Genomic DNA, 12,628 nt, shown 5'->3' with positions numbered 1-12,628 from the left:
TCGACGATGCCGGCCGCTTTGCCGGTTATGTCAGCTATGCAGCGATCGCAGCATTGGCGCGCGCGGGAGACCCGAACGCATGCGCTCAAGCTGGCTTGAGTGTTTTCACCGATAACGCCGCGGGTTTACTTCCACTTGCGGGCCAGGAAGCTCCGAACGCACTCACGCGTGCCGAAGAGGGAGCCTGAACATGAGCGCGCCCACCGTTCATCGCATGCGCGGCCGATGTCTGGTCGTGGCGCTCATGATGCTCGGCACTTGCGCCGACGCTCATGCCGACAACTGGTTCTCGTCGCTCGCGCAGTATCGCGCGGACATCGTCTATCAGGCCGGTCAGCAGATGCTCATGGTTGCAATTGCCGGTCTGGCGGCTGTCGTGGTCGCGATCCCCGCGGGCATCTGGCTTAGCCGCCCCGGACGAGGCCGTGCTGCGCATCTTGTGCTGCTCGCGCTCAACGCGGGACAAGCCGTGCCGAAACTCGCGCTGCTTGCACTGGCCATGAGCCTGCTTGGAATCGGCGCCAAGCCGGCCATCTTTGGCTTGTGGGTCGCGACCCTGCTGCCGATCGCGATGAATACCTACGAAGGCTTGCGCGCCGTGCCGCCGACGCTGATCGACGCCGCGACGGGCATTGGCATGACCAAGCAACAGATCCTGTGGCGCGTGGAAATGCCCAACGCGATGTACGTCATTTTCGCGGGACTCAGGACGGCTCTGGCTATCACCGTCGGCACCGCGCCGCTGGCGTTTCTTGTGGGCGGTGGCGGGCTGGGCGAACTGATCTTTACCGGCATCGATCTGAACGATTTCACGATGCTGCTGGCCGGCGCAATTCCAACGGCAGCGCTCGCCATTGCCACTGACATGCTGGTCGCGCAGATGCAGCTTCGCCTCGTGCCACGTGGCGTGAATCCACAGCGTTGACCGGTCTCTTTTCGTTTCGTTTGCCAATTTCGTTTGCCAAGTCAGTTTGTCCCTTTGTCCCTTAACCACATTTCGGACCTTCCATGCACACTCGGCTCTCCCGGTTTTTTTCCCGCGCTTCGATTTCCGCATTTACCTGCGCGCTAGGTTTTTGTATCGGCGCAGCTTTTGCATCGACGTCCGCCGGCGCGGCCACGATCACGGTCGGCGGCAAAAATTTCACCGAGCAAGTGCTGATGGCGCAGATGACCACCGCCTTGCTGGAGGCCAAGGGATTCACCGTCGTGAAGAAGGACGGCATGGGCAGCAGCGTGCTGCGCGAGGCGCAGGAAAATGGCCAGATCGATGTGTATTGGGAATATACGGGCACCTCGCTGATCACCTACAACAAGGTCACGGAGCATCTGAATCCCGCGCAGACCTACCAGCGCGTGAAAGAACTGGATGCGAAGAAGGGACTCGTGTGGCTCGATCCGTCGAAGGCAAACAATACCTACGGCCTGGCGATGAATCGTGACGAAGCCGCGAAGCTTGGCATTGTCTCGCTAAGCGATTTGTCGAAGGTGCTCAAGGGCGGCAAGGAACTGACGTTTGCGTGCAATTCGGAGTTCTACGCACGGCCGGACGGGCTCAAGCCGTTGCAGCAAGCTTATGATTTCAGCTTCTCGCCGTCGCAGGTCAAGCGGATGGATTCGGGCTTGACGTATCAGGCGCTGAAGGACCGGCAAGTCGATCTCGCGCTGGTGTTCACGACCGATGGCCGCGTGCCCGCGTTCAACTTCGTCGTGCTGCGCGACGACAAGGGTTTCTTCCCGGCCTACGCGCTGACACCGGTCATCCGCAAAGAAACACTTGATGCAAACCCCAAGCTCGCGGGCATTCTCAACGCGCTTTCCGCGAAACTCGACGATAAGACCATGGCACGCCTGAACGCCGAAGTGGACGTGTCGAAGAAGTCGGTGGACGACGTCGCGACTGAGTTCCTGAAGTCGTCGGGACTGATTTAAAGCGGGGCTCTGGCGCAAACATGAAACATGAACTCGTGGTGGCGGCTGCACAGATGGAAAGTGTGCCGGGCGCGATTGCTTCGAATGTCGACAAACATCTGTCGATGCTGGCAGCCGCCGCAGCGGCGAATGTGCAACTGCTGGTATTTCCGGAACTGTCACTGGCGGGTCACGGCGCGGGGAGGGAAACGCTCGATCTCGCCATGCCCGCCGATGACGCCGTGCTGCTGCGCATAGCGGCTGCATGTAGTGGCATGCATGCGGTAGTTGGTTTCATAGAAGAAGCACCGGGCGCGCAGTTCTACAACAGCGTGGCTACGCTGGCACAAGGCCGCGTGGTCCACGTGCATCGGAAGATTTCGCTAGCGACTTACGGCAAGCTCGATGACGGCAAGTATTTCGCCCCAGGCAACGCACTCGGCGGTTTCGATCTCGATGCGCACTGGCGCGTCGCTACGCCGATCTGCGCTGACCTGTGGAATCCGGCGCTCGTGCATGCATCGGCGTGTGCCGGCACGACCTTGTTCGCGGCGCCGGTCAGCTCGGCGCTCGAAGCCGTCGGCCAGGACTTTGACAACCCACGCGGTTGGGATCTCGCCTTGCGTTTCTACGCGCTTGTCTACGGGACACCGGTCGTGATGGCGAACCGCGTGGGGCGCGAGGGCGACCTTCATTTCTGGGGCGGTTCGCGCATCGTCGGCCCCGATGGTCACGTCATTGCTCAAAGCGAACAGGCTCGCGAAGAACTGGTGGTCGCGAGCCTGGACTACGACGCCGTGCGCCGCGCGCGGTTCGCATTACCCACCATTCGGGACGCCAATGCGCTGAAGTTGAATCCGGTTGCTGCATCGTGTCGCATCGTGTCGGATTCGTGATGGGCTTGGTCGTGAACCTGCGCTCACATCGCAAAACGGCGGAAGACAATAGCTTCACACCAATGCTTTTTTGGGCGGACATGACGATGTGGGACGCAGCACGGGTTCACGCTCTACTGGCCAGCCGGCGCGAAGGATTCAGTCTGGCTCAGCCGTTTTATATCGACGAATCGTTTCACGCGCTGGATCTCGACGCTGTCTTTATGAACGACTGGCTGTTCGCGCTGAACGCCTGCGAGATTCCCCAGCCCGGCGACTATCAGACGCTGGAAGTTGGCGAGACGTCGGTGGTCGTGTTGCGCGATCCGCACGGGGAGATCAGGGCATTCTTCAATACCTGCCGGCATCGCGGATCGCGTATCTGCATGGAACCGCAGGGACATGTGCACCGGTTAGTCTGTCCTTATCATCAGTGGGTCTATGACCTGGACGGCTCGCTGTTGCACGCACGCCAGATGCCGTCTGATTTCGAACGTGACGGTTATGGACTCGCACCGGTGCAGGTGGAAGTGATCTGCGGGATGGTCTACATCTGTCTCGCCGATCCTGCCGATCCCCACTCGATCACACCCGACCTGTCGCGCTTTTGTCGTGCGGTGACGCCGTACATTGCACCGCATCAGCCCGAACGGACGAAGGTGGCGTGTTCCATGACCATCGTGGAGAACGCGAACTGGAAGCTTGTGATCGAGAACAACCGCGAGTGTTATCACTGCTCGGGCAATCATCCCGAACTGCTTGCCACGCTGGTTGAGTTCGCTTTGCCCGACGATCCGCACGGCTCGCAGGATTTCCGCCAGTTGATGGATGACAAAGCTCGCCAGTGGGACAGCTTGAGCCTTCCGCATCTGCCGGCAGATGGCGGCAACGAGTTCCGTTGCATCCGCTTGCCGTTTCATCGCGGCGCGGTTTCGTTCACGGCGGATGGGTCGCCGGCCTGTACCAAACTGCTCGGCGAGTTGACCGAGCCGGATCTCGGTTCGGTGAGAATGTTCCGCGTGCCCAACAACTGGAATCACTTCCTCTCCGATCACATCATGCACTTTCGCATCCTGCCGCTCTCCGCGAACCGGACCGAGTTGCGCACGACCTGGCTCGTTCATGAAGATGCGGTGGAAGGCGTGGATTACGACGTTGAAACGCTCACATCGGTCTGGCGCGCGACCAACGATCAGGACGCGCGGCTGGCGGCAAACAACCATTTGGGTATTGCATCGAAAGTCTACGTGCCGGGACCGTACGCGCCCTCCGAGTTCATGTTGCGCAACTTCACGAACTGGTACGCGGACAAACTTGCAGCGTATGTTGAACGCGTGAGCTCGAAGCCTCGGACGATTGCATTGCAGGTGTCCAATGGCTAACAGCCTTGGCGATATCGATGCGTTCGAAGTGCCGTTCCCTGGTACCCCGGATGCGCCCGTGGATCGCGTGCTGGAATGCATCGACGTGCGGTGCGAATCGCCGGACGTGAAGACGTTTGTGTTCCGCGATACGGAACTTAATGGACCCCGTTTCGTCGCTGGGCAGGCGATGCTGCTGACGCTCGATATGGAAGGCGAGCGCGTGGACCGGACGTTCTCGATAGCATCGGCTCCTGGTGCTATTGCCAATAACCACACGCTCGAACTCACGCTCAAACGGCAGCCTGCAGGTCGCGTCACGCGCTGGTTGCACGATGAACTGAAGCCCGGCATGTGTGTGCGTTCGCGTTACCCGCTAGGCGTATTTCGGCTCGATACCATGCCGCAAGGACCGATCGCGTTGGTCTCGGCGGGATCGGGCGCGTCGCCGTTGATGTCGATGCTGCGTACCCTCGCGCACCACGCGCCCGGGCAGGATATTGCGTGGTTTCATGCGGCACGTCGTGCGGAAGATATCTTGTTTGCCGACGAGCTTGCTACGTTGCAGACGCGCATGCCCAAGCTGCAAGCGACCATCACGCTGAGTCAGCCGGGACCTGGGTGGTTCGGTTTGCGTGGGCGCGTATCACGACGGCTGATTGCAGCGGCCATGCCTGATTTTTTCACGCGTGAAGTTTATTGCTGCGGCCCGACGTCGTTTATGGACGATGTCCGCCGCATTCATGCCGCCGATGGCGCCCGACATGCGCGTTTTCATGTGGAGCATTTCGGCGCGGCGGCGGTACCAACTTCGCCGGCAGACAGCGCGGCTTTGGGCGCGGACACGCGATTCAATATCACGCTTGGCGAGAAGCACTTCACTGCGCGTGTGGGCGAAACGATCTTGATGGCCGCATCGCGGCAGCACGTCGTCATTCCCTGCGGTTGCGCGAGCGGCATCTGCGGGACCTGCAAATTGCACAAACGCTCGGGCGTGATTGACATGCGCCATCAAGGCGGTCTCTCGACGGAAGACGAAGCAAAGGGTCTCATTCTTGCCTGTTCGAGCCGGCCGTTATCCGATCTGGCGCTCGACTTCTAACCTATCTCCGGCAGACCACACGCAATGAACGATCACGTCGGACCATTCGTCCACTCGCTTCGCTTCGAGGATCTGCCTGACGCTGTGGTCGAGCAAGCGCAATACTGCTTACTCGATCTGCTTGGCGTCGCGGCAGCGGGCAGCGGCACGCAACTCGCGCAGATAGCCTGCGATCATGCCGCTGAATTTTTCGGCGCGGGCAGCATGCGCACACGGCTGCTGTTCAACGGACGTATTGCGAGTCCACTTGGTGCGGCATTGGCCGGCGCGATGACAATCGACAGCTTCGATGGTCACGACGGTCATTCGCTGACCAAGGGTCACGTCGGCGTGGCTGTGCTGCCTGCGTTGCTGGCGATGGCGGAACTGGACCCGTCCATGGACGGCCGTTCCTTCCTCACGAGCCTTGTGCTCGGCTACGAGATCGGGACGCGTGCCGGCATCGCGCTGCACGCAACCAGCAGCGAATATCACACGTCCGGCGCGTGGAACACCCTGGCCGCAGCAGCGATAATTGCACGAGGGCTGAAGCTCGATATTGAGCGAACGCGTCATGCGTTAGGTATCGCGGAGTATCACGGACCCCGCAGCGACATGATGCGCTGCATCGATTTTCCGACGATGCTCAAGGACGGCTCGGGCTGGGGTTGCATGGCGGGTGTGAGCGCCGCTTTACTCGCCGAGCGTCATTTCACCGGCGCGCCTGCGCTGACAGTCGAAGCTCACGATGAAGGTGCGTTGTGGTCCGATCTCGGGCAACGCTGGTTCATTCTCGAACAGTATTTCAAACCATTTCCAGTGTGTCGCTGGGCGCATCCGGCAATCGCTTGCGCACTGCGTTTACGCGAGACTGAAGTATTCGTGGCGGATGCCATTGAAAGCGTCGAGATCGAGACGTTTCACGAGGCCACCCGCCTGTGCGCATCTGTTCCGGTCACGACGGAGGAAGCACAGTACGGCGTTCTTTTTCCCGTTGCGGCGGCGCTTCTGGATGGACGCGTGGATGCAGAAACGATCGGGCCGAATGGTCTCGCCGACGCGCGCTTGCGTTATCTGATTCCGCGCCTGAGTCTGCGGGATTCCGCTTCATTCAGCGCGCTGTTCCCCGCGCAACGTTGGGCACGTGTCATCGTGCATACACGCGATGGCAGGACGCTTGATTCCGGTCCGATGCAATCACAGGGCGACCCCGAACGGCCATTGCCGAGGGATGCGCTGCGTGCGAAGTTTCGCGCGTTCACCGATGCGCACTTAGGCCCCGAAAGGGCGGCGGCCATAGAGCGGGAGGTGTTCGTCCTGACTGAACCGGTGCACGCCCTGAGCCCGCTTCTTGATCTCGTGCTGACCGCGTCGGAAACGTCGCCCGCGGAAGCGATCAGGTCGGTTTTGTGATCTTGAGCGCAGTGCTCGTCACCTGATAATCGGACAATCCTTCATCGCTCGAGGACTACTCGTGGACCAACCCGTGCGGCATCCTGCCGAACCATCCGGCCCTGTGGAATACGATCCGGCGTCGGTCGCAGGCAAGCAACCGCCCATCGCCGATGAAACTGATCTGCTCGTGATCGGAGCGGGGCCGGCGGGACTTGCCGCTGCGCTGGCTGCATCGAATCGAGGCGTGAGGGTGACGTTGATCGACGAAAACCCGGTGCCCTTCGAAACGATGGGCGAAGAGATTCCTCTACACTTCGGCAGTCGGATGGGGTCGGTTGTGGCGAACCGGAACGCCATGCTCGAAGCGCTGCTGGAGAGCACGCCTGAACTCGCTGATGCGCTGGAAGCTGGAGTAGATGTGCGCCTCGGGACGGTAGCATGGGGCCTGTTTCCGCAACGTCCCACGGCTGCGTGGATCGACGGTTGCGTCGCGGGTCTCGCAGACGACGCCCGTGCATATTTGCTGCGTTTCAAACAGGTGATTGTTGCATCCGGCAGCCGTGACATGGGCCTTGCATTCCCGGGTTGGGAACGGCCTGGCGTGATGGGCGCAGGCGCTGCTTATCGGCTTGCAATCACTTATGACGCGCTGAGCGCGCGCGTAGCCGTGGTGGTGGGTAGCAGTACTGCTGCGTTGCACATAGCGAATGCACTCTCCGACAAAGGCGTGCGTATTGCCGCGGTGATCGAGCAAGGCGAAGCCGTGACAGGCGATGCCGCGCTACTCGCCCAGCTCATCGCAAAGGGAACGCAGGTGCTGACGCGCCATGTGATCGAGCGGGCCGAGGGCGCTACCGGATCGGGCGAGGTCGAGGCCGTGACGCTCGTGGCAGTGGACGCGAGCGGGCGGCATCGAAAGAATGAATTGAAGCGCCTCGCTTGCGACACGGTGCTGCTGGGGATCGCGGCAGTACCGGCGATTGAATTGCTTGAGGCGGCCGGCTGCGAGACCGCATTTATCCCGGAGCGCGGCGGGCATGTTGCAAGGAGCGACGAAGCACAGCGTACGTCGTTGCCGTTCATTTTCGCTGCAGGCGATTGCACCGGGACATGGGCGGCTAAAAGTGTAGCGCCATCGATCGCGAGACGCGAAGGGCGGATCGCAGCGGCAACCGCATTGAGTGCTTTAGGCGTGAATGATCAGGAGGTTGCCTATGAAGCGCCGGTGGTTCCCGATGCGACCTACACCGACCCCGCTGACGAGCGCTGTGCGTGGGTGCGTGCGTCGGTGGTCGAAGCGGTTGGCGAACCTTATGTCTGCCAATGCGAGGAAGTCACGGCCGCCGAGATCCTGCTGGTTCGCCCTCCGCGTTACATCGGCTGGGATAGCAAGAAGGCCGATGAGCGCCCGCATACGCTCGCACAACTTGCCGGCGATGGCCCGCCAAACCCTGACATCGTCAAGCGTCTCACGCGCGCCTGCATGGGGCCGTGCCAGGGACGACGGTGCCGCGAGCAGGTCGCTGCGCTAATGTCCATCGGTTCGGGAACCGAACTGGCCGCCATTCCGCTCGCCACATTCCGTTCGCCGGTGCGCCCGCTGCCGCTGCGTCTGCTTGCCGTCCTGGAGGAAGTGCCCGAACTCGGCAAGCACTGGGATAGCTGGTTTGGAATGGCCTCGCAATGGGTGCCGTTCTGGCGCCCTGTGCCGCTTTATACGGCGGCAGGACGCGAGCGCGGCACAGCCGTGGCGAGCGAGTAGGTATTCAAAAATGCAGAAGCACGAGGACAAGCAAACTATGACAGCGCAACAGCGCCAGACAGACAATCCCGGCCCCAACAACGAGATGCCTAAAGGTGCCGCGGTGGTAATCATTGGCGGAGGTGTCACCGGCCTGAGCGCAGGTTGGTGGCTAGCCAGCGCCGGCGTAAACGTGCTTGTGCTCGATGCCGGCCTGATCGGCTGGGGCGCATCCGGCCGCAACGGCGGTGGCTGCTCGCATCATCACAGTCCGTTATTCCTGGAAGAGCAGCGGCTCTGGCCGATGATGGATGAATTACTCGGTTATCCTACTGAATTTCGACCCAACCGCATTCGCATTGCGCTCGACGAGCATCAGTTCCTGCTGTATCGCCGGGCGTTGGATAACGGCGCGTTTCACGGTTTGCGCTCCGACGTTCTCGATCCCAGGCAGGTCCGCGAACTCGTGCCATTCGCGGGCGACAATGTCTTCGGCGGGTACTTCTATCACTTCGGCGGTCACGCGAATCCGCACCGGACGCTGCAAGCTTATGCATGGGCGATGCAGGATCACGGCGGGCGTTTGCTGCAGTATACGAACGTGACCGGCTTCACGACGAACGGCGAACATGTCACTGGCGTAAACACAAACCGCGGCCACATCGCGTGTGATCATCTGGTGCTTGCCGCCGGGCTGCACACGGGCGAGCTTGCCGCGCAACTCGGCGTGGATGTCCCGCTTGCGAGCGCGCGCGCCGAGATGATCGTGACGGAACCGCTACCGCCCATGAGCATAGGCGGCGTTGACGGCAACGGTCTGTATGGACGGCAGACGCTGCGCGGCAATCTCGCGTATGGCGGCGGCCCGCACGAGTGGATCGACCTCGCCGACGCGAACCGCCAGCGGCCTCATTCCACACCTTTGCAATGCAGCATCGCGGCACGCGTGGCGGCCTTGTTTCCGAAGGTCGCGCATGCACGTGTGATTCGGAGCTGGGCGGGTTTCATCGAGAATACGCCTGACGGACGACCGATCATCGACCAGCCTGGTCAATTCGATAACCTCACCCTGGCGACGTTATCGAGCGTCGGATTCGGGTTGTCGCCGGCAAGTGGTCACGCTATCCGCGATCTCGTGATTGACGGCAGATGCAGCTTCGCGGATCTGTCGATCTTTGCGCTTGCGCGATTTGAGAATCTTGAACCGGACTGGCGGGCGTTGCAGGGCTGGCTGCCGCTGGAGTCACAGCCCGCCTCACAGCTCGCCTCGCAAGACTCACTCGCACCGCTATGAACGTGACTGCGCGCCGCGCAGGTCGGACGGGCTAGCCTGATACACACGACGCACCCAGCGCGCCAGGTGCGAGGGCGAAGCAAAGCCTGTAGCGAGCGCAACGTCGGCCACCGGAACGCTTGAATAGGCCAGCAATTCGTGCGCGCGTTCAAGCCGCAGCTGCACGTAATAGCGTGCGGGTGTGGCGTTCAGGTGACGCAGGAACAGGCGTTCGAGTTGTCGCGATGTCATGCCGATGGTCGTCCCGATCTGCGCAATCGGCAGCGGTGCTTCCACGTTCACCCGCATCAGGTCGATCGCTCGCCGGATGCCTCTTGGCAGGCTGGCGTGATTGTGGTCGCGCCAGCCGCGCTGATCGTCGCGGCCGTCGCGGATGCGTTCATGATGAAACTGGTTTGCCACGCGCACCGCGAGCTCAGCGCCGTGCTGCTCGGAGATCAGGTGCAGCATCATGTCCATTGCCGCGATGCCACCTGAGCAGGTCATCCGGTTTCTATCGATCTCGTAGATCTTTCCCGAGCACAGCAGGTCGCGAAACTCTTCCGTGAACGCTGGCAGGTTTTCCCAGTGGATGGTGCATTGGTAACCATCGAGCAACCCCGCACGGGCCAGCAGATAACTGCCTGTGGATAGGGACCCGATCACTGCCTTGCTGCGCGCCGCAGTGCGCAGTGCGCGCAGATAGCGGGGTTCGAGTTCGGGGTCGAGCCGCAGGCCACCGCACACGAACAGATAATCCGCGTGAAGCATGGCCTCAGCGAGCGGGCGAGCCTGTAGTTCGATTCCGTTCGAGGCCTGTACCGGTGTTCCGTCGAGACTTGCCATGTTCCATGCATAGAGCGGCTGGGCGGTGAGGCGATTAGCCGAGCGCAAGGGTTCGATCGCGGATGACAGGCTCATCATTGAAAGCCCTTCCACCAGCAGGAACACGAACCGCCGCGTAATAACAACCGTCGGCGATTCAGATATGTGAAGCGTGCTTAGCGTATCGACGCTGTCAGGATTCATGGTCCACCGAATGCATTTCTGCGAGTAAGGCTCGCGCCGCTGGAACTGTGCGAGCCAGCCTTGACTATCCTACGCCATCAAGAAAACGGCCGTTGTTTTCTGGCAGGGCGCGGCACCCTCCTTCAACTGCGGTTGCGCTTGGCTCCGAATGTAGAGCTTCCGTTGAAGAGCCCCGTGTCGTAGGAGAGGAGCAGGTCGCCGGCAGCCGACCGAGGACAAGACAAATTCATGCCCATGGTACTAGCTGTACATTCCAGTTGTCGCCGGTGGCGCCTTATAGAGTTCCGCCCGTGAAGACGTCTGGCGCCCAGGCAGAAAGCGGTGCTTAAGGCTTGGCCGAAATACAGTTCTTTCCCGGGCGCCCAGCCGGCGACGTTTCCGCAGCGGAGCGGCGTGCGTTGAAGGACCGCCGCTTTGAACAAACTGCGTCTGGAATCGCCGCAGCACGCTTTTTGCTGGTAGGCCGGGACCCTGCAATTTCCTTCGGGAAGTCTGGACAAATGAAAATAGCGACCTTCAACGTCAATGGGATTCGATCACGGCTACCCGGATTGCTGGAGTGGCTGACCAGGGAAATGCCCGATGTTGTTTGCCTGCAGGAACTTAAGGTGCCGGATTCCGGATTTCCTGCGAGGGAAATCAACGCGGCCGGGTACGGTGCAATCTGGCACGGCCAGACTTCATGGAATGGCGTCGCGATCCTGCAGAAGGGCGCAGATCCGCTCGAAAGCCGCCGCGGCTTGCCCGGCGATAAAGACGATAAACAAAGTCGCTACATTGAAGCGGCCATCGAGGGCATGATCATTGGTTGCCTCTATTTACCGAATGGCAATCCGCAGCCGGGTCCCAAATTTCAGTACAAGCTCGCGTGGTTCGAGCGACTGATCGAGTATTCGGCGGCGTTGCTTGAGAGCAAGCATCCTGTGATCCTGGCAGGCGATTTCAACGTCGTTCCTACTGATGACGACATCTATAATCCGCGTTCCTGGTTAAAGGATGCGCTGTTGCAGCCGGAAAGCCGCGAATGTTTCGAGCGGCTGTTGAGTCAGGGCTGGACCGATGCGCTTCGTCGAGTCTACGGCGATGAACGGGTTTATACATTTTGGGATTATTTTCGGCAGCATTGGCAAACCGACTCCGGTCTTCGGATCGATCACTTGTTATTGAGTCCCGATGTGGCGACACGCCTGAAAACGGCCGACGTCAGCAAATGGGTGCGTGGACAATCGCACGCCAGCGATCATGCGCCAACCTGGGTTGAACTGGGGCCACTCAAGCGCAAGCTTGGTGCGAAGGAGGGGGGCGCCGACCTGGCAGTTATCGCTCGGCAGCCTGACAGCCGCGGCGCAGCGGAGTCGAGTCCGGCGCGGCGCGTACGGCGGCAGCGCGCATGAGCGTGGCGGATGGCTGCTGAAAGATCGCTATTTGTGAATGCCGGCCGAACAGGTCGATCAGCAGTTTGACGGGCGGCGACGTCGGTTTCAGCAAATTGCGTGCGAGCACCGTCGCCGCGCCGGCCATGACACTCGTCCCCGCATGCGGCGGTGCGGACGAACACAGATCGCGAAGCGCGGGCCAATTTGCGGCCGCGCAACCACCGATGCAGCAGAACGGGGAAGGTCCTGCGCAGTCTCGACTGACACCCCATACGGAGGCGTTCCGACTACTCGCAGCGCAGTGGGAGGGATGCGCTCCATGCCCTGCAAAAGCGGACCCCGATGCGATATCTTCTTTGGTCATTGAATAGGTAGGAGCATAGCCGGGGAATGCATCGCCCGACTTATCATCCAGCCTGCTCCCCGTGCGACGCTGCAGTTCTCGCGGTCCTGAGCAACGGTCGCTTGGCTACCTCCGCGGTTGTCATGCCTATCGCTAGCATGTGGTCCCGGGCCAAGTCATTTGTCGGCAAGGCACAGCGTGCTTGAAGAGAGCGCGTTGCTGCCGTCGGACAACATGTTATTC

11 protein-coding genes are annotated in these 12,628 nt (G+C 61.0%); 10 read left to right on the top strand and 1 reads right to left on the bottom strand.

Features of this window, described 5'->3' with window-relative positions:
- The 9 genes from JWR14_RS27955 to JWR14_RS27915 all read left to right on the top strand — a co-directional run.
- On the top strand, positions 1 to 188 hold a 188-nt coding region (locus JWR14_RS27955; protein ID WP_299715334.1), incomplete at its 5' end, for a hypothetical protein.
- 2 nt (positions 189 to 190) lie between these two features.
- Positions 191 to 925, top strand: coding sequence for an ABC transporter permease (locus tag JWR14_RS27950; protein ID WP_299715331.1), 735 nt, complete (start codon positions 191 to 193; stop codon positions 923 to 925).
- An 83-nt stretch (positions 926 to 1,008) separates the two neighbouring features.
- On the top strand, positions 1,009 to 1,932 hold the full coding sequence (locus JWR14_RS27945) for a glycine betaine ABC transporter substrate-binding protein (RefSeq protein ID WP_299715328.1): 924 nt from the start codon (positions 1,009 to 1,011) through the stop codon (positions 1,930 to 1,932).
- Between the two features lie 20 nt (positions 1,933 to 1,952).
- On the top strand, positions 1,953 to 2,807 hold the full coding sequence (locus tag JWR14_RS27940; protein ID WP_299715325.1) for a nitrilase-related carbon-nitrogen hydrolase: 855 nt from the start codon (positions 1,953 to 1,955) through the stop codon (positions 2,805 to 2,807).
- A gap of 86 nt (positions 2,808 to 2,893) precedes the next feature.
- Positions 2,894 to 4,168, top strand: coding sequence for an aromatic ring-hydroxylating dioxygenase subunit alpha (locus tag JWR14_RS27935; protein WP_299715322.1), 1,275 nt, complete (start codon positions 2,894 to 2,896; stop codon positions 4,166 to 4,168).
- The gene (locus JWR14_RS27930; RefSeq protein ID WP_299715319.1) at positions 4,161 to 5,249 is read left to right on the top strand and encodes a hybrid-cluster NAD(P)-dependent oxidoreductase; all 1,089 of its coding nucleotides are present in this window, start codon (positions 4,161 to 4,163) and stop codon (positions 5,247 to 5,249) included. Before JWR14_RS27935 ends, JWR14_RS27930 begins: the two co-directional genes overlap by 8 nt.
- A gap of 24 nt (positions 5,250 to 5,273) precedes the next feature.
- On the top strand, positions 5,274 to 6,641 hold the full coding sequence (locus JWR14_RS27925; protein WP_299715317.1) for an MmgE/PrpD family protein: 1,368 nt from the start codon (positions 5,274 to 5,276) through the stop codon (positions 6,639 to 6,641).
- A 61-nt stretch (positions 6,642 to 6,702) separates the two neighbouring features.
- Positions 6,703 to 8,385 carry an FAD-dependent oxidoreductase gene (locus tag JWR14_RS27920; protein ID WP_299715314.1) on the top strand — a complete coding sequence of 561 codons (1,683 nt, stop codon included), beginning with the start codon at positions 6,703 to 6,705 and terminating at the stop codon, positions 8,383 to 8,385.
- A gap of 37 nt (positions 8,386 to 8,422) precedes the next feature.
- Entirely contained in the window at positions 8,423 to 9,658 is a 1,236-nt protein-coding gene (locus JWR14_RS27915; RefSeq protein WP_299715311.1) for an FAD-binding oxidoreductase, read from the top strand.
- Here the strand turns inward: JWR14_RS27915 and JWR14_RS27910 are convergent.
- Positions 9,653 to 10,666, bottom strand: coding sequence for a GlxA family transcriptional regulator (locus JWR14_RS27910; RefSeq protein WP_299715308.1), 1,014 nt, complete (start codon positions 10,664 to 10,666; stop codon positions 9,653 to 9,655). The two genes, JWR14_RS27915 and JWR14_RS27910, sit on opposite strands and share 6 nt — an antisense overlap.
- Positions 10,667 to 11,166: 500 nt before the next feature.
- On the opposite strand from JWR14_RS27910, the gene xth reads away from it, so the two are divergent.
- A complete protein-coding gene (xth, locus tag JWR14_RS27905) occupies positions 11,167 to 12,060 on the top strand; it encodes an exodeoxyribonuclease III (RefSeq protein ID WP_299715305.1) in 894 nt (297 codons plus the stop codon).
- Positions 12,061 to 12,628: the final 568 nt, after the last annotated feature.

This window comes from Caballeronia sp., from assembly GCF_028292365.1.
GTDB lineage: Bacteria > Pseudomonadota > Gammaproteobacteria > Burkholderiales > Burkholderiaceae > Caballeronia.
The sequence above is the reverse complement of the archived record's forward strand: the minus strand, read 5'-3'. Positions and strand labels throughout refer to the sequence as shown.

Coding starts and splice junctions, on each gene's coding strand:
- JWR14_RS27950 (WP_299715331.1), top strand. CDS start 191: ATGAGCGCGCCCACCGTTCATCGCATGCGCGGCCGATGTCTGGTCGTG.
- JWR14_RS27945 (WP_299715328.1), top strand. CDS start 1,009: ATGCACACTCGGCTCTCCCGGTTTTTTTCCCGCGCTTCGATTTCCGCA.
- JWR14_RS27940 (WP_299715325.1), top strand. CDS start 1,953: ATGAAACATGAACTCGTGGTGGCGGCTGCACAGATGGAAAGTGTGCCG.
- JWR14_RS27935 (WP_299715322.1), top strand. CDS start 2,894: ATGTGGGACGCAGCACGGGTTCACGCTCTACTGGCCAGCCGGCGCGAA.
- JWR14_RS27930 (WP_299715319.1), top strand. CDS start 4,161: ATGGCTAACAGCCTTGGCGATATCGATGCGTTCGAAGTGCCGTTCCCT.
- JWR14_RS27925 (WP_299715317.1), top strand. CDS start 5,274: ATGAACGATCACGTCGGACCATTCGTCCACTCGCTTCGCTTCGAGGAT.
- JWR14_RS27915 (WP_299715311.1), top strand. CDS start 8,423: ATGACAGCGCAACAGCGCCAGACAGACAATCCCGGCCCCAACAACGAG.
- JWR14_RS27910 (WP_299715308.1), bottom strand. CDS start 10,666: ATGAATCCTGACAGCGTCGATACGCTAAGCACGCTTCACATATCTGAA.
- xth (WP_299715305.1), top strand. CDS start 11,167: ATGAAAATAGCGACCTTCAACGTCAATGGGATTCGATCACGGCTACCC.